Here is a 15,569-nt window from a genome sequence, read left to right as displayed (position 1 = left end):
GTCGCGCTCGCTACGCCTCGCCCGGTGCGACGATCGACGAGGCACGCCCGACCTCCCGGCACGGCTCGCTGGCGGGCGTGGCGATGCCTGCGCATTGCCGACGCGACCCCTGCGCCTCGCACCGTGCCGGTCGGCATGATGCCCGATACCGGCACGGCTCGCTCGCGGCACGGCAATGCCGTCGCATTGCCGGTGCCGGCTACGCCTCGCACGCGCCGGTCGGCACCACCATGGCAGCGTCGCACCGGCTCGCTCGCATCGCGGCCACGCCGTCGCGTGTCGCGCTCGCTACGCCTCGCCCGGTGCGACGATCGACGAGGCACGCCCGACCTCCCGGCACGGCTCGCTGGCGGGCGTGGCGATGCCTGCGCATCGCCGACGCGACCGCTGCGCCTCGCACCGTGCCGGTCGGCATGATGCCCGATCCCGGCACGGCTCGCTCGCGGCACGGCAATGCCGTCGCATTGCCGGTGCCAGCTACGCCTCGCGCGCGCCGGATCGGCGCCCATGACACCGACGCACCGGCTCGCTCGCATCGCGGCCACGCCGTCGCGTGTCGCGCTCGCTACGCCTCGGCCGGTGCGACGATCGACGGGGCACGCCCGGCCTCCCGGCACGGCTCGCTGGCGGGCGTGGCGATGCCTGCGCATCGCCCACGCGACCGCTGCGCCTCGCACCGTGCCGGGCGGCTTGATGCCCGATCCCGGCACGGCTCGCTCGCGGCACGGCAATGCCGTCGCATTGCCGGTGCCGGCTACGCCTCGCGCGCGCCATCGTGTCGTGACCCATTCTCTCAGCTTCGCCCGATGCGCAGCGTCCGTGACCGATCCTTCGGATCGGAAGGAGAGAGTGAGTGAGGTCATGAGCTTCAAGGGAGACCAGCCATGTCCATCACCTTCGCATTGAACGTCGTCGCCGCCTCGATAGCGAAACCGGCCACGATCACCGCCCGCCAGCTTGCCGCGTTCCGGGCGTTCGCACGAGCGCGCGGTGAACTCCTCGACATCGAAGACGACGACCCGATCCTTGCCTGCTCGTTCGAGGCTCGCGTGTGCCCATGGGCGTTGGCCAGCATCTGCGCGATCTTCGATCATGACGAGGCGGTCATCGCCGTTGTCGAAGAGGCTCAGTTTCGCGGCCTCAACATCCGTATCTGGCAGGACGATGCCACCCGGTCCATCCGCATGGTGGTAGCCTCCACGCCGGATGGTTCGACAGAAATGAACCTTGCCAACGCCAATGCGTACGCCGTCCTCGAAACGATCGGCCTAGGGGATGACTGCTGCGGTGAGGTCGCGCTGGACGATCTCTCCAGCCGCCTCGCCGATCCGACCATCCGGGACGCGATGACCCGCTCGGGACTTCATGGCTATCTGAGCCGGCTGGATGGTCTCGCACAATGCGGCATCGAGAACGAGGAGGTACGCATGGTCTGGGGATAGCCTCCCCCCGGACCGGCGTCGGGAGGGTGTCGGCCTCGGCCGGCACCCTCTTTCATTTGCCATCCGGGCGTCAGTGCCGGAACGCCTGATGTCAGGCAGGGGAGGGCCTTCGGCTCCTCCCCTTTTTTGCCTGCATGGCATCAGCCACGCCCGGCACCTTCGGCTCACGCGGTCAGTCGCTTCTCGACCTCGCCGACGCCCAGCTTCTTCATCGCTGCGATGATCGCCTTGAACTGCTCCGGCTCGGCCTTGAGCAACCCCGACTTCTCGATGTCCTTCATCAGCTCGGTGCGGACGCGTTCGTCGTGCTGCTTGCGACGTTCGGCGAGCCGCTGTTCGTCAGCGAGTAACTGATTGCGTTCCTGTTCGATGCTCCGTGCCATGATGTCCTGCCTTGCGCTTGGAATGATGCCTCCGCAGCGATCATGCCAGCCCTCCACACGCTCGACAATCCACGGCGTCATCGACCAGCTACCCCAGCGACAGTTATCCGGTTCTGGTCCGTTCGTGACGGACCATCGGCAGGATGATGACGGCCCCTCCCTATGGTCGGGTCCGTCTCGTATGGGGTCGCGCCGCACCACCGGACTCAAGCGATATCGCCCGGTCGCAACCGGCAAGGCCCCACCGGAATCCATCGGAAAGCCGGGACGACCACCCGAGAGAACCACGACCCCTCAAAAGTCCCTATAGATTAGCACACCCTATGCGGCAGCCGCAGGTGTAGGTGGTTGAAATCGCCCGATGTATTCACTCGGATACATGTATCCGGGTGAATACGCTCTATCGAAAACCTGCTATCCCCCTGAAACGGCAGACAATTAATGCGTATTCACCCGAATACAGCTTTGTGCTTGCACGCCTGTCCGCTCCGTGCAATCTTCACGGCGCGAAACCCCCACCAGCCCCTTTAAGGGTCTGGTTTATGTCTGAATCGGATAGGATACTGACACTCCGCCTGAGCAAGGCGGACTGGGAACTCGTCGAACGTCTAGCCAAGTCGCAAGGCTATACGCGCGCCCAAGCGGCACGCTCCGCAATTGCGCTAGGCGCTCGTTTCGCTGAAGCAGGACACACTTTTAACATCACCCGAGCGGTGCTCGTTCTCGAGTACATGCAGGCAGCGATCGACGTCATCATCGCACGCGATCATGGTGACGTTGTCCCGCAGCTAAGGGCTGCCGCCAAAGAGCGCCTGGCGACCTTCCATGGGTAAGGGGGACATCCGCTTCAACGGCCAGGCAGCGACCGTCGAGCACCACTCCGCGCGTGGCCAGATCACCCGCAACTCGGGCAACTTCACGCGCGGCTCGCAGCTCCTTTCCAGCCAGTACAAGATGACATGGGCGGGCGTTCAGGTGCCCCTCTGGATCTGGCTCGGCTCGTTCCTCATCCTGCTCAACATCATGGTCTGGCTCGGCCTTGCCGAGCACGAGTTCCAGCTCGACCTGATGAAGCTCTATTCGGCCGTCTGGACATGGGTCGGCGGCAACCAGTTCAAGCCCGTCAACCTCACCCTCCCGAACGGCCTCATAACCCGGGTCCCAATCGGCTACATCCCGTACGAGCCGCACGTCGTCGATGCCTGGCGCCAGAGCGTCAAGATCGTCCTGACCAGCCTCGGCATGTCCCTCTTCGTCGCCGCCCCGCTCATCATGTGGTTCATCACCTGGGCCAACAAGCGCGGACGCGACATGCTCAAGGAGCGGCACAACCGCGGCGCCATGCTCGTGGTGCGCGACGTCCTGTTCCAGGCGGTACGAGTCCACAACAGCGAACGGTTCCAGCAGGAATGCGCCGAGCACGATCCGCCCTACGATCCCGCCAAGGTCGCCAAGGCTCCCCCGGGCAAGCGGATCGATCTCGGTATCCACGCGCCCTATACCATCGCGGGCATCCCCTATCCCTGGCGGCTCGAACAGAGCCACACCATGCTCATCGGCACCACCGGCACCGGCAAGACGACGCAGCTGCGCAGCCACGTCACGCAGCTTCGCGCGCGCGGGCACCGCGCCGTCATCTTCGATCTCACCGGGGTCTTCGTCGAAACCTTCTACAACCCCGAAACCGACGTCATCCTCAACCCCATGGACGAGCGCTGCGCGCCGTGGACGCTGTTCGATGAATGCCGCAACTATGCCGACTTCGTCTCGGCCGCAGCAGCGCTCATCCCGTCCCATCCCGACGACAAGGAGCCCTTCTGGCAGAACGCGGCACGCATGCTCTTCATCGAGATGTGCCTAAAGCTGCAGGAGTCCGGCGAGGCCAACAATGCCGCCATCGCCCACCACCTGATGCAGGCCGACCTCAAGAAGATCCACGAGAAACTCGAAAACACTGTCGCGGCACCGCTCACGACCGAGAAAGCGGCGCGCATGGCGGAATCGATCCGCTCGGTTCTCAACGTCAACGGGCAGGCAATCCGCTTCCTCCCCGATCCGGTTCCGGGCGGCGCACCCGCCTTCTCGATCCGCGACTGGATCGCGACCGACAATCGTGACGGCTCGATCATGTTCATCACCGGCTCGTACAACGACCTCGAGATGACCCGCGGCCTGTTCACGCTGTGGATCGACCTGGCCGTCAACAACCTCATGCGCCTGCCCAAAACACGTGACCTGCGCACATGGTATCTCTTCGACGAAGTCCACGCGCTTCACGCCCTTCCCGGCATCGAGCATGGCCTCCAGTCGGCCCGTAACTTCGGGGGCGCGTTCGTCCTCGGCATCCACTCGTTCGACAAGCTGGTGGCAACCTACGGCCTCCAGAACGCAACCGCGTTGACCGGCCTTGCCCGTACCAAGCTGATCCTCGCCACCGCCGACCGGACGACCGCCGAGAAATGCTCGGAGTTCATCGGCAACCGCGAGGTCCGCCAGATGGATGAGGCCTACAGCTACGGCTACAACAACACCCGCGATGCCTCGACCCTGACGCCGCGCACCCAGATCGAGCCGCTGGTGCTGCCCGACGACATCAACAACCTGCCTTCGCTGCACGGCTTCGTGAAGTTCCCCGACGGCTTTCCGGCCGCCCGTATCGAACTCAAATACCGCTCCTATGCCGAGGTCGCACCCGGCGCTGTTCCCCGCAAGGACTTCAAGCCCACCCAATACATCCCGCCGGAGGACCGGCGGCAGCCGAACAGACGCGCGGAAGAGGGGGGTGAAGGCGGCAGGGAGCATACGCCGACGCGGCCGGTCGGCGGTGTGGAAGAGAAGGACAGGCAGGAACCGGAGACCGAGCGCCCCGAACCCCGGCGTGGGCAGAGCGAGGCGGAGAAGGCGGCGGCCACCATCGAGATCGTCAACGCGCTCCCGGTCGTGCTCGACCAGGTGACCGGCAAGGCGGTAATCACGTCGCCCAGCGGCAACGATGCCGTCCTCGCCTCCGATGCCGCCATCCCCGTTAACCCGGGAGCCATTCGCATCCCGGCCAGCGGCGCGGCGGGCCTCGATGCCACAATGGGCGGGATGGGCATGTCGCTTGTCGACGCCCGCTCCACATCCACCAGCGCCGAGCAGGCGCGCGGGGATGCCGATCGTCCCGATCCGCAGCCGGGCTTACGCCACGGTGATGTCGACCGTCACGAGGACCAGTCGATCCGCGAAATGCGCGACGGGTTCGCCACCGAGCAAGGCGCTCACCACCATCGTCATTACGGCCACGATCACGCGCCCGAGATCGACGATGACTACGGGCCGGAGATGTAGGCGATGCTCTCCGTCGCCTCCGTCAAATCCGCCTCGGGTGCCGCGTCCTATTTCGCCAAGGACGATTATTACACCGCCGAGCATTCCTCCGAGGCGACCGCCTGGGGCGGGGTGGGCGCGGATGCCGCCGGTCTCAAGGGCGAGGTCACCAAGGAGGCGTTCGAGAAGATCCTGAACGGCGAGCTGCCGTCGGGTGAAAAGGTCGGTCAGGTCGAGAACCGGCAACACGGCGTCGATCTCACCTTTTCGATGCCGAAGTCAGCCAGCATCCTCGCCTATGTCGCTGGCGACACGCGGATCCTTGCCGCGCACATGAACGCGGTCAAGGCGACCATGGGCTGGGTCGAGAAGACCTACGCCGAGGGGCGGACGTACGATCGTTCCAAGTCGGGTGACGCGGTGCGCACCGGCAACCTCGTCTATGCCATGTTCCAGCATGACACGAGCCGTGCGCTCGACCCCCAGGGTCATCTGCACGTCATCGTCGCCAACATGACCAGGATGGCGAACGGAGCCTGGCAGGCACTCCACAACGGCCAGCTGTGGAAGAACAACACCACGATCGGTTCTGCCTACCATGCCAACTTCCGCGCCGAGTTGGCGAAGATCGGCTACGAGACCCAGGTCACCGGCAAGCACGGCCAGTTCGAGATCGACGGTGTCGCCAAGAAGGTCATCGAAGCCTTCAGTCAGCGCAGTGTCGATATCCGCGCCAAGGCGGCGGAACTCGGCATCACCAACCCCAAGCAGATCGACCGTATCACCACCAACACCCGTGATGCCAAGCTTAACGTCGAGGATCGCGACGCACTGCGCGATGCCTGGCGCGAGCGCGCGGCTGCGATCGGCTTCGACGGCAAGGCGCTGGTCGAGGCGGCGCAGGCACGCACCGGCGCGGCCTCGCTCGACAGTCGCCCCGGCACCATGGAGCGCATCCGCGAAACCGTCGCGGCGATCGGGGAGGCGCTCGGCGGCATGTTCCGTCCCAACGATCCCCTCATCTCCGGCGGCATCGAGCGCCTGCGCCTGTCGCCGGTCGAGGTCCGCGCCCAGCATGCCGTGGCGTCGGCGATCCGTATCCATGCCCAGCGTGAAGCCGCCTTCGCGATCCCGCAGGTCACCAAGACCGCGCTCGATCTCGGACTGAAGGGGGTTACGGCCGAGCATGTCGATGCCCGTGTCTCCGAGCTGATCCGCGTCGAGCAGCTCATCCCGGGCAAGCAGGACCGGATCGACGGCGTCGTCACCCACGTCACCACCCCCGAAGCACTCGCGACCGAGCGGCAGATCCTCGCCGAGATCGAGCGCGGCAAGGGGCAGGTCAAACCGATCGTGTCGGCCGACACCGTCATCGACCGCCTCAATGCCGCCTCCGGTGACAAGCAGCTGAATGCCGGTCAAATGGCGGCCGCGGCCCTGGCACTCACCTCCACCGACCGCATCGTCGCGGTGCAGGGCGTGTCGGGCGCGGGTAAGTCGACCATGCTGTCGAGCGTCGCGCGCAACGTCGAGCAGCAGGGCGGCAAGGTCATCGGCATCGCGCTGATGAAGGCGACCGCCGATCGCCTCGGCGCGGAAGCCGGGATCGAGAGCCGCACCGTCTCCTCGTTCATCCACACCTATGCCCGTCATGCCCTCACCGGCCGGGGTGCGGGCTATGACGGTGCGAGGAACGAACTTGCCGGAACCGTTATCGTCCTCGACGAAGCCTCGATGGTCGGCAACGACCAGATGAAGCACCTGGTCGGCATCGCCAACGCGCTCGGCGTCTCGCGCTTCCTCATGGTCGGCGACCGCCAGCAGATCGCCGCGGTCGATGCCGGCAAGGCCTTCTCGCTCGCCCAGGCCGGCGGGATCACCATGGCACGCATGGACGAGAACCTGCGCCAGAGGACCGAGCAGCTGCGCACTGTCGCCGCGCTCTCCAACAGGGGCGCGGTCCGCGAGGCGATGGCGGTGCTCGGCGACAAGGTCATCGCCAGTCCCGAACACACCCGCACCGCGGCCGACCGCTGGCTCGGCCTCACCCCCGAACAGCGCGAGGCCACCGCGATCTTCTCCTCGGGCCGCGTCGCGCGCGGAACCATCAACCGCATGATCCAGACCGGCCTTGCCGCCGAAGGGACGATCAGGGGTGACGGCATCGAGGTGAGTGTCCTCGACAAGAGCAACATCACCCGCGAGGAGCTGCGTTACGCCCACGCCTATGAGGCGAAGCCGGGCGAGGTGAAGGTCATCGACCTCCATCATGCCATCCGCGAACTCGGGCTACCCGCCGGCACGTTCGATGTCGTCGGCGTCGATGCGAAGGGTCGTGTCCAGGTCCAGATCGGCAACCGGATTCGCACCTTCGATCCGCAGGCCATGTCGCCGCTCGACAAGACCGACGCGATGCAACTTGCGGTACGCGAGGAGATCAGGCTCCACGAGGGCGACAGGATCCGTTGGACGAAGAACGACAACACCCGCGGCCTCAACAACAACGACATCGCCCGGGTCGTCTCGGCTGACGACAAGGGCATCCGCGTCGAGTCGTCGGACGGCACCGTCCATGACTTGAAGGCGGGCGACCCGATGATGGAGCGGATCAGCCTCGCCTATGCGCTCAACGCCAATGCCGCGCAGGGCATTTCGATCGATAACGAGATCGGCGTGATGAGCCACAAGGAGAGCAACCTCTCCAACCAGCGCCTCTTCAACGTGCTGGTCACCCGTGCGCGCGACGACATGGTGCTGATCACCGACAACCGCGAGAAGCTCACCGCCGCGATCGAGCGCAACGACGGCAACAAGACCGCCGCGCTCGAAACCATCGGCGAACTCTCGATCGATCCGGGCAAGGGCGCGGGCGCGGACCATGCGGCGGGCAGCACGCGCGGCGGGGCAGGGGAGCCGTTCAACCCCAGCCTGCCACCCGACCTCGATCGCGCACCAGAGAAGATCGGCGGGGCAGCGATCGGCGATGCCGCCAGATCGACCGCGGCTGAACCCGCGCCGTCCGGCAAGATCGACATCCGCACCGACCCGTCGCTCGACCTCTCACGCTTCACGGTGCCGGTCGAGCCGAAGGGACCCGAACTTCCCTACCCTGAAAAAGACATCGGACTGGAGTTGTGACGATGCCGCTGACCCTCGAACAGGTGCTTGCCCTCAAACACGTCCATCCCTGCGACCTCGACACCCATACGCTCCACCAGTGCGTCCAGCTGATGAAGCGCGATCACGCGCTCGACTGGGGCGGCGAGACGCTGGCCATGGCGGCGATCTTCGCCCTGACGTTCCTCGTCGCACGGCCACTCGGCAAGGCACTGCGCCCGGCGACGCGCTCACCGGCGCTTCCCCGGTGAGCCTCGCCGATCGCCCGTGGATGCGTGACGAACCGCCGCGTCGCCCGATCCGGCTTCAACGGCCCCCCGCTGCCGCGATCGAGCACGAGCCGCGTGCCATCATCCCGCCAGAACGCCCCTACGCGCCTCAGTGGCTGCATCTGCAGCCTCTACCCGCCCGAAGGCGGTTGCGGCGTCTGGCGGGCCTCGCAGCGGCCCTGACGGGCATCTTCACGCTCGCCTGGGCGGTCGGCTGCGCGATCGTCGGCGCGTCGCTGCACAGCGATGCCGGCACGTTCGTTCCGCCTGCGCCGTCGGAGAGATCATGATGGGCCTTGCCTATCCCTTTCGCTTCCGCCGCGAACGCGAACCGGCGCGCGGCATGGTCACGTTCGCGCAAGGTGCCGACGTCGACGCCGGCACGCTGCTTGCCGTCCGCGCCGGCAGCGGTGACCGGCTCGTCATCGTCGGTGACGGTGACGGCTTCCTCGACCATGCCGATCAGACCCGCGACCTGATCCTCGATCCCGCGCGCGGCAACTGGGACTTCTTTGCCGATCACCCGAGCGATTACGCCCGCTCCTCGGCCATCGAGGCGTTCCTGCCGGTTCCCGGGTGGGACCGGGACACGAGCTATACCTACGCCGCGCGCTATGTGCTCAGCCGCGCGATCGAACACGCCGGCCGCGAACCCGGTGCGACGCTCGCGCAGGTCCGCGACCTCGTCTTCGCGTTGCCCGAGGATGCCGTGAGCGAGGTCGCCGGCCATGATCCGGGCGACCCCCAAGCACAGCGCTGGTCCTTCACCGTGCTGGCAACGGTTACCACGCCCCTGGCGGGAATCGTCGACCGACACCGATCGATGCCGCCGGTGTCGATCGCGCGCTGGCTCGCAGGGTCTGCCTCGACGATCCTGTTCGTGCGCAGCGCGCTGCCGCTCGCTGCCGCCTCGCGCGAGGTTCACGCGATCATCGCCTCGATCCTGGACCACGCGATGCTGTCACGCCTCGATGTCACCGGCACGCTCGTCGACGACGTCATCCACCCTGACCGCCCGGTCCTGCAATGATCGAGCACCGGACCCCGCGAGCCGTCACGATCGTGCTGGATCGAAGCGACCCGGCCGCTCGCACAATCCCTCCGGCGGAGATGACCGATGGGCATCGATGATCGCGACTACATGCGCGAGCGGTATCGCAAGCGTCAGGGGCTCGACCCAGGTGCTGTGGAGTGGAACGACAAGAAGTCGCGACGCGAGCTTCGCCGGTCCGGTTATCATAAGGCTGTTCCGCTCGGCAGCGCGGGGTGGATCTCGGGTCTTGCGGGCAAGACATCGTGGTTCGAGAAGACCCGTGGCCTCGACTACCAGAAAGGTCGCCGTCGTTCGCGCCTTCGTTCCTTTCGCAAGGACCGAACGCACCGCTACGTCGTGATCGGGCTCGCCGTCGCGATGCTACTGTATCTGGGCACTGCCGGTAGAACCTGGCTGGCTGATCGTCTCGGTAACTTTGCCCTGCCGCGCTTTGGTCAGGGCTTTCCAGCCACCGGCGCAGTCGTCGTCCCCTCCACGCTCGATCTGAAGCGTGTCAAAAGCCGGCTCACGTTGCAGGGCAGTGCCGAGAACAGCATCGTCCAGCTGATCGATGCGCGCACCGGCCTGCCGGCGCTGTCGATCTATGTCCGCGCGCACGAGCGCACCTCGCTGGCCGTGCCTATCGGCCAGTTCCGGGTGCGCCTGATCCACGGGCGCGAGTGGGTGAGCAACGCCGCCCTATTCGGCAAGGCGACCGTCCATGACGAGATCGTCGGCGTCATGCCGTTCACCCGCCGGCTCGGCCATGTCCTCGACCTGGGGCTCGGTCCCGACAGCCATCTCACCATCCGGCCCGCGACCGCAAAGCCGGTGCCGCTGACATGACGGCTGCCGGACCCTCACGCGGGTCGCGCGTCTGCGATCATCAACCGTCCGGCCGTGCAGGCGGTCGGCCACGTCACGGAGGAGACCATGGCCAACTGGGACTTTGAGGAAATGGGCGAGTTCGGCTCCGAAGCCGACGCCGATCGATGGGCGAAGCGTAACAACGTCGCCCCGCAGGACGTCCGCATCCGCCGCAAGGGGGATGGGGTCGAGCTCGAGATCCGCAGGTCGGCTCTCGGGGACAGTGGCACCAGCCACGACGACCGGCGCGACGGCCGTCGCACCGGGTTCTTCTGATCGCCAACCAAGGGGTAATGACAATGAAACCACGACCCATCGCCATCGCGCTCGCCGCGCTGGCCTTTGCCATGCCGGCTGCCGCCAGCGCCGCGCCGGCAACGCCGGTCCTCCTCGCCATGACCAGCTTCGCGGCCGAGAGCGCCGGGGCCGATGCCGCGCACCGCGCCCGGGAGAAGACCGAGCACTACCGCGCGCACAAGGGCCGGGCACACAAGGCCGACTGCAAGGATTGCGCGGATTGCGCCGACTGCAAGGACTGCGACAAGATCGCCAGGCAGGAGCCGACTCGAGAGGAACGCGCCGGCATCTGCGATCCCACCACGCACACCAAGGGAGCGTGACGCCGGTGCCCAAGCCTACAACCCTGCTCTTCATGACGGCCGCGCTCGCGGCCGTCACCCCATCCACCCTCGCTGCACAGAAGCTGGGGCAGGGCGGCACCGGCGTCGATGAGGCGTCCGAGCTGCCGCAATGCCCGATCCCGCTCGGCGTCGCCGCGCTGGTCGAGGAGAAGACCGCCAACCCGACCGACAGCCTGTCGCCGCAGCTTCAGGCGCTGATGCGCATGGCGGAGATGCAGAACGGCGGATCAACCGCCCGCGTCGACCCGCTTCCGCTCGTGAAGCTGATGATCGCCCGGTCCAACTGCTTCCGCGTTGCCGACCGCGGTGATGCCTTCACCGCGCTGGAACGTGAGCGCGCGATTCAGGGCAACGCCGCCCCCCGCGCCGTCACCAAGGCGGACTACCTCCTGCAGGTGCAGGTCGTCTATTCCGACAGCAAGGCACGCGAATCCGGGGGCGGTCTCGGCGGCATGTTCGGAGGCGCGGTCGGCCTCAAGTCCAAGACGATGGAGAGCCAGGTGCTGCTCACCCTCGTCGACGTGAACACCGGCATCCAGGAAGCCGTCGCCAGCGGCTCGGCGCGCAAGAAGGATGTGGGCGTCGTGGGCGGCGGTCTGCTTCTCGGGCTCGGCGTGGGTGCGCTCGGCGGCACCTATGCCTCGACCGACATCGGCAAGATCACCAGCCTTGCCATGCTCGATGCGTTCCGCAAGCTCATCGGCGATGCGCGACCACGGCTCGAGGCGAAGCTCGTTCCGGCGAAGCCGCCCGCGCTGACCCCGCCGGCGTCCGCGCCGGTGCCGCCTGCCGGATCGGCTGCGACCGCCCCGACCGTCCAGCGGCACATGGTACCGAACGTGCCCTGGTCGACCGACCCACAACCGCCCAAGCCGCGCTGACGGGGCAACAGGATGATCTGTCGCAAATCGACCCGCGCGGCCGACTATGCCCTGGCAAGCGAGGTGGTGAAATCGGCCGAGTTCGCCGCCTTGCCCGCTGCCGTCCAGAAGGAGATCAGAAACCACCGCAGCGGGCTCTGGGGCGAGAAGGACACCGCCTTCATCCTCGATCGCGAGTTCGGGGGCGCCGACAACGACCGCCATGCCGTCATCCACAACCTGCGCCTGCCCGACGGCAACGGCAGCTTCGCGCAGTTCGACCACATCGTCCTGTCGCGCTACTCGCGGACTGCCGCGATCTTCGAGTCCAAGAACTACGCTGGAAAGATTTCGAAGAACGCTCAGGACGAGTGGCATGTCTGGTACGAGGGCCAGCGCCGGCCGGTCGACATCCCCAATCCGGTCTCCCAGGTACGCCGCCAGCGGATCGTGCTCGAAGCCTGGCTCAGGGCCAAAGGGCATACCAAGGCGTTCGAGGCCATCGCCGTCTTCGTGATCGTCCCCCCGACAGCTCGGATCGACCGCAAGGCGATCCCCGGTGACGAGCGCATCTTCAAGTCCGACAACCTCGTTGCCGCGTGGACGCCGTTTGGGGGGACGACGCGCCTCAGCCGTCTATTTTCGGCCGGCGTATCGGGCATGCACATGCTGGGGATCGCACGCCAGCTCATCGCCGACCATGTGCCCGAACCCAACATCTACGCCCGGCTCGGGATCGACGCAGGCGAGGAAGAGGAAGCGGTGGTCGAGGGCGAAACGCAATCGGCCGCCGCGCCGGAGCCGGTGCCGATGCAGGAGCCGGAAGGGGGCGACGCGGACGATGAGCCGCTGCCCGACACCGGGCCGCAGGCGCATGTCGTGCCCGCACCTGACACGCAGGCAATCGAGACGATCGAACCGATTACGCTGCCCGCGCCCGAGGAGGCTTCACCGGCTACGAAACGAGGGCGAAAGGCAAGCGCGCCGCTTCCGGTCTGTGCCGGCATCACCGAGCGAACGCTGCCCGATGGACGCATCGCCTTCCGCGCTTCGCCCGACGATTCCATCGGCAAGGAGGCGCTTTCCTCGCTGTGCAAGGGAAAAGCAGTGTGGAATCCCATGTTCTCCAACTGGCTCTGCCTGCCCGACATCGCCGGCGAGATACGGGCCGGACTGCCGGACGCGATCCGCGAGGTGCAAATGCCATGAACATGATGGGCAGCTTCGGGCGGACGCGGTGCCCTTATTGCCGGCACCCGATGATGCCGTGGGAGCCGGGTCACCGCATCCACCACTGCGAGCGCTGCCGGCGCGCGCTCGTCATCTACCGCTTCATCTCCCAGCCCCGGACATGGCGCATCGCGCCCGTCGTCATCGCGGTGCACGCGATTACCGCGATCATGCTGATCGTCGGTGTCGCGGCGGTAGCGCTGCTTGGCCTTTCCCTTGGCTGGCTGGCGTTCGCGATCGCCGTTCCGGTTGCGGTGTTCAGCGCCAGCGACATCGCGGATGGCTGGCTCTCGTGGCGGACCGGGATCGGGCTCTTTCTTCTGAAGCTGAGGCAGGGGCGGGTGGCCCGCGTCCTCGGCATCATCAGGATCGCGTTCGGGCTGGCCGGCTGCGCCGTGGTGATCATCGGCTTGCTGGCGCTGGGCGAGTTGCAGCGTCCATCGCTCAGCGTTCCACCCCCAGCTGCTGCCCGCAGTACCGCCCGATGATCCCGTTCTGCCTCATCCTCGGCGACAGCACCGCGATCGGCACCGCTTCGGCCTTGGCGACGCAAGGCATCCGCTGCGAGGTCCATGCCCGCGTCGGTGCGGGCTCGGGCGAGATCGCCCGCGATCCTCGACCGCGCCCTCCGGCCCCTTCAGCCCTCATCGCGCTCGGATCCAACGACCCGCTCAACCCGGCTCTGGCACGTAACCTGACGATGCTGCGCAGCCGGACGACAGCCTTCCGCGTCACCTGGCTCGCGCCCTACGATGCCCGCGCCGCGCGCGTCGTGGCGACAGTTGCGCGGGCCTTCGGCGACAGCGTCATCCAGCTGGCCGCCATCCCCAGCGCCGATGGCGTGCATCCCACAAGCTACCGCATGATCGCGGCCGCGCTGCGATGGAAAGATGTTGCCGAAAACCGGCAACCTCTTTCCGTAGTGTTCGCGCAGCGATCGGCCACCTCAGCACCGCTCCCGCACCCCGCGCCCGTGACCCGCAAGGCCGTCGTCCTGATCATGAAGTGATTGTGTCCATTGCCGTCCCGGTCGACGCGGGACTGGAACACCATGGCAACAATGGTCTAGCAAGAGGCATGGATCATCGCATCATCCACACTTGCGGGCATGAGCAGTCGCATCACCTGACAGGGTTCGACAGCCAGCAGCAGCGGCGTGCCGACTGGCTGAAGACAACGCTTTGCGCCTCGTGCTATCGCGCGGAAAAGGCGGCCGAGAGCGAGCGCGCCCTGACCAAGGCGCAAGGCGCGATCGCGCACCTGACGCTTGTTCCGCTGACCGGGTCCGAGCGGCAGGTTAGCTGGGCCACCGCGATCCGGGCGCAGCGGATCGCCATGCTCCGCACCGCCTGTTCGTTTACCTCGGCCGAGACCGGCGCCGCGCTCCTCGGGATCGCCGATGCGAAATGGTGGATCGATCAACGCGAGCTCACGGACGAGCAGTTGCTCGAACGTGCCGGCGCGACGCCGCTCACGGCACGATAGATCAGCCCAAAGCGTTGCTCCTCTTCGATACAAAGGAGAACGGCTACATGGGTATCCTCGACAGCATCACCGGCGCTGCCGGCGGTTTCGACATCAACGAGCTGGCCACCAGGGTCGGTTTCACCCCCGAACAGGTCCAGCAGGTGATCGCCGCGCTTGGCCAACAGCAGGCACAGCCTGGTGATACGGCTGAAGGCACCGCCAATCAGACCGGCCTGCCGCTCGACAAGATCCAGGCGTTGCTTGCTCAGATCGGTGGAGAAGGCGCACTCGGCAAACTGGGTGGCGTACTCGGCGGTCTCGGCCGGTGACAGGGCAAGGGCGGCGTTGTGCCGCCCTTCCTCTTACCCGGTAACTCTGGAGCTACTCGCTCCCCAGATGCGCCTTGGCAGCTGCCAGTCCACCGTCCCCGCCGCTGCGCCGATCGGTCTTCGTGGCCGGGTCTGACGGCCCCGATGCCTTCCCGGTCCCCTTCTTCGACGGACCCGTCTTGCGACCGAGCCCGAGCGTCTTGGCCAGCGCCCGGCGTGCCTCGCTGTATTCGGGCGCGACCATCGGATAGTCGGACTTCAGATTGTAGCGCGCTCGGTACTCGTCGGCGGTCAAGCCATGGCCCGCCAGATGGCGACGCAGGGTCTTGTAGGGCTTGCCGTCGATCATGCTGATGATGGCGTCGGGCCTGGCGAGCGACTTACGCACGCTGACCGCCCGCGTATAGCCCGACCCTGCCTCTTCGGTCGTCGCGGCCGGCATCGGGTCGACGAGCCTTGAGACCACATCGTACATCGCACGCAGGAACGCCGGTACGTCCTCGCTGCCGGCACGGGTATGTGGATTGCCGAGCCACGCGACCGTCAGTTCGGTCGCCAGCTCCAGGGTGTTGTTGTCATCGCTCAACGTCAACGTCCTTCGCCGTCCTTGAGCGAACCATGG

General features: G+C 66.7%; 19 protein-coding genes. 17 read left to right on the top strand and 2 right to left on the bottom strand.

The window, feature by feature from the left end:
• Positions 1–857 (top strand): hypothetical protein (locus J2Y58_RS17490; RefSeq protein ID WP_310105963.1); only part of this gene is annotated, 857 nt, incomplete at its 5' end.
• Positions 858–884: 27 nt separating this feature from the next.
• On the top strand, positions 885–1,442 hold the full coding sequence (locus J2Y58_RS17485) for a hypothetical protein (protein ID WP_310105960.1): 558 nt from the start codon (positions 885–887) through the stop codon (positions 1,440–1,442).
• A gap of 164 nt (positions 1,443–1,606) precedes the next feature.
• Here J2Y58_RS17485 and J2Y58_RS17480 read toward each other — a convergent pair whose 3' ends face one another.
• Positions 1,607–1,825, bottom strand: a complete 219-nt coding sequence (locus tag J2Y58_RS17480) for a hypothetical protein (RefSeq protein ID WP_310105957.1) — start codon at positions 1,823–1,825, stop codon at positions 1,607–1,609.
• A 542-nt stretch (positions 1,826–2,367) separates the two neighbouring features.
• On the opposite strand from J2Y58_RS17480, the gene J2Y58_RS17475 reads away from it, so the two are divergent.
• The 15 genes from J2Y58_RS17475 (at position 2,368) to J2Y58_RS17405 (ending at position 14,947) form a co-directional block, all read left to right on the top strand.
• Positions 2,368–2,658 (top strand): hypothetical protein, encoded by a 291-nt coding sequence (locus tag J2Y58_RS17475; RefSeq protein ID WP_310105954.1) that lies wholly within the window; start codon positions 2,368–2,370, stop codon positions 2,656–2,658.
• A 121-nt stretch (positions 2,659–2,779) separates the two neighbouring features.
• Positions 2,780–5,155 carry a type IV secretion system DNA-binding domain-containing protein gene (locus tag J2Y58_RS17470; protein ID WP_310105951.1) on the top strand — a complete coding sequence of 792 codons (2,376 nt, stop codon included), beginning with the start codon at positions 2,780–2,782 and terminating at the stop codon, positions 5,153–5,155.
• Positions 5,156–5,158: 3 nt separating this feature from the next.
• Positions 5,159–8,272, top strand: a complete 3,114-nt coding sequence (gene mobF / locus J2Y58_RS17465; RefSeq protein ID WP_310105948.1) for a MobF family relaxase — start codon at positions 5,159–5,161, stop codon at positions 8,270–8,272.
• 2 nt (positions 8,273–8,274) lie between these two features.
• The gene (locus J2Y58_RS17460) at positions 8,275–8,502 is read left to right on the top strand and encodes a hypothetical protein (RefSeq protein ID WP_310105945.1); all 228 of its coding nucleotides are present in this window, start codon (positions 8,275–8,277) and stop codon (positions 8,500–8,502) included.
• The gene (locus J2Y58_RS17455) at positions 8,499–8,810 is read left to right on the top strand and encodes a hypothetical protein (RefSeq protein WP_310105942.1); all 312 of its coding nucleotides are present in this window, start codon (positions 8,499–8,501) and stop codon (positions 8,808–8,810) included. Before J2Y58_RS17460 ends, J2Y58_RS17455 begins: the two co-directional genes overlap by 4 nt.
• Positions 8,807–9,550, top strand: coding sequence for a type IV secretion system DNA-binding domain-containing protein (locus J2Y58_RS17450; RefSeq protein ID WP_310105940.1), 744 nt, complete (start codon positions 8,807–8,809; stop codon positions 9,548–9,550). Before J2Y58_RS17455 ends, J2Y58_RS17450 begins: the two co-directional genes overlap by 4 nt.
• An 87-nt stretch (positions 9,551–9,637) precedes the next feature.
• Positions 9,638–10,399, top strand: a complete 762-nt coding sequence (locus J2Y58_RS17445; RefSeq protein WP_310105937.1) for a hypothetical protein — start codon at positions 9,638–9,640, stop codon at positions 10,397–10,399.
• A gap of 87 nt (positions 10,400–10,486) precedes the next feature.
• Positions 10,487–10,696, top strand: coding sequence for a hypothetical protein (locus J2Y58_RS17440; RefSeq protein WP_310105934.1), 210 nt, complete (start codon positions 10,487–10,489; stop codon positions 10,694–10,696).
• Between the two features lie 23 nt (positions 10,697–10,719).
• Positions 10,720–11,040: a hypothetical protein gene (locus J2Y58_RS17435; RefSeq protein WP_310105931.1), complete on the top strand. Its 321-nt coding sequence runs from the start codon at positions 10,720–10,722 to the stop codon at positions 11,038–11,040.
• Positions 11,041–11,045: 5 nt separating this feature from the next.
• Positions 11,046–11,942: a CsgG/HfaB family protein gene (locus J2Y58_RS17430; RefSeq protein WP_310105928.1), complete on the top strand. Its 897-nt coding sequence runs from the start codon at positions 11,046–11,048 to the stop codon at positions 11,940–11,942.
• 12 nt (positions 11,943–11,954) lie between these two features.
• Positions 11,955–13,130, top strand: coding sequence for a nuclease-related domain-containing protein (locus J2Y58_RS17425; protein WP_310105925.1), 1,176 nt, complete (start codon positions 11,955–11,957; stop codon positions 13,128–13,130).
• Positions 13,127–13,639 carry a hypothetical protein gene (locus J2Y58_RS17420; RefSeq protein ID WP_310105922.1) on the top strand — a complete coding sequence of 171 codons (513 nt, stop codon included), beginning with the start codon at positions 13,127–13,129 and terminating at the stop codon, positions 13,637–13,639. Before J2Y58_RS17425 ends, J2Y58_RS17420 begins: the two co-directional genes overlap by 4 nt.
• Positions 13,636–14,160 (top strand): hypothetical protein, encoded by a 525-nt coding sequence (locus J2Y58_RS17415; RefSeq protein WP_310105919.1) that lies wholly within the window; start codon positions 13,636–13,638, stop codon positions 14,158–14,160. Before J2Y58_RS17420 ends, J2Y58_RS17415 begins: the two co-directional genes overlap by 4 nt.
• Positions 14,161–14,162: 2 nt before the next feature.
• Positions 14,163–14,636, top strand: a complete 474-nt coding sequence (locus J2Y58_RS17410; protein ID WP_310105917.1) for a hypothetical protein — start codon at positions 14,163–14,165, stop codon at positions 14,634–14,636.
• A gap of 47 nt (positions 14,637–14,683) precedes the next feature.
• The gene (locus tag J2Y58_RS17405; protein ID WP_310105914.1) at positions 14,684–14,947 is read left to right on the top strand and encodes a hypothetical protein; all 264 of its coding nucleotides are present in this window, start codon (positions 14,684–14,686) and stop codon (positions 14,945–14,947) included.
• Between the two features lie 52 nt (positions 14,948–14,999).
• On the opposite strand, the gene J2Y58_RS17400 is transcribed toward J2Y58_RS17405, so the two are convergent.
• Positions 15,000–15,533, bottom strand: a complete 534-nt coding sequence (locus J2Y58_RS17400; protein ID WP_310105911.1) for a MucR family transcriptional regulator — start codon at positions 15,531–15,533, stop codon at positions 15,000–15,002.
• Between the last annotated feature and the right edge of the window lie 36 nt (positions 15,534–15,569).

The sequence above is a fragment of the Sphingomonas sp. BE138 genome, from assembly GCF_031456125.1.
Lineage (GTDB): Bacteria > Pseudomonadota > Alphaproteobacteria > Sphingomonadales > Sphingomonadaceae > Sphingomonas.
Note: the sequence above shows the minus strand (reverse complement) of the source record. Positions and strands in the feature narration are given on the sequence as shown.

What these genes read in the sequence shown, in the direction of transcription:
- J2Y58_RS17480 (WP_310105957.1), bottom strand. Translation starts at nt 1,825, where the DNA reads ATGGCACGGAGCATCGAACAGGAACGCAATCAGTTACTCGCTGACGAA.
- J2Y58_RS17420 (WP_310105922.1), top strand. Translation starts at nt 13,127, where the DNA reads ATGAACATGATGGGCAGCTTCGGGCGGACGCGGTGCCCTTATTGCCGG.
- J2Y58_RS17460 (WP_310105945.1), top strand. Translation starts at nt 8,275, where the DNA reads ATGCCGCTGACCCTCGAACAGGTGCTTGCCCTCAAACACGTCCATCCC.
- mobF (WP_310105948.1), top strand. Translation starts at nt 5,159, where the DNA reads ATGCTCTCCGTCGCCTCCGTCAAATCCGCCTCGGGTGCCGCGTCCTAT.
- J2Y58_RS17435 (WP_310105931.1), top strand. Translation starts at nt 10,720, where the DNA reads ATGAAACCACGACCCATCGCCATCGCGCTCGCCGCGCTGGCCTTTGCC.
- J2Y58_RS17425 (WP_310105925.1), top strand. Translation starts at nt 11,955, where the DNA reads ATGATCTGTCGCAAATCGACCCGCGCGGCCGACTATGCCCTGGCAAGC.
- J2Y58_RS17450 (WP_310105940.1), top strand. Translation starts at nt 8,807, where the DNA reads ATGATGGGCCTTGCCTATCCCTTTCGCTTCCGCCGCGAACGCGAACCG.
- J2Y58_RS17405 (WP_310105914.1), top strand. Translation starts at nt 14,684, where the DNA reads ATGGGTATCCTCGACAGCATCACCGGCGCTGCCGGCGGTTTCGACATC.
- J2Y58_RS17415 (WP_310105919.1), top strand. Translation starts at nt 13,636, where the DNA reads ATGATCCCGTTCTGCCTCATCCTCGGCGACAGCACCGCGATCGGCACC.
- J2Y58_RS17485 (WP_310105960.1), top strand. Translation starts at nt 885, where the DNA reads ATGTCCATCACCTTCGCATTGAACGTCGTCGCCGCCTCGATAGCGAAA.
- J2Y58_RS17445 (WP_310105937.1), top strand. Translation starts at nt 9,638, where the DNA reads ATGGGCATCGATGATCGCGACTACATGCGCGAGCGGTATCGCAAGCGT.
- J2Y58_RS17470 (WP_310105951.1), top strand. Translation starts at nt 2,780, where the DNA reads ATGACATGGGCGGGCGTTCAGGTGCCCCTCTGGATCTGGCTCGGCTCG.
- J2Y58_RS17440 (WP_310105934.1), top strand. Translation starts at nt 10,487, where the DNA reads ATGGCCAACTGGGACTTTGAGGAAATGGGCGAGTTCGGCTCCGAAGCC.
- J2Y58_RS17475 (WP_310105954.1), top strand. Translation starts at nt 2,368, where the DNA reads ATGTCTGAATCGGATAGGATACTGACACTCCGCCTGAGCAAGGCGGAC.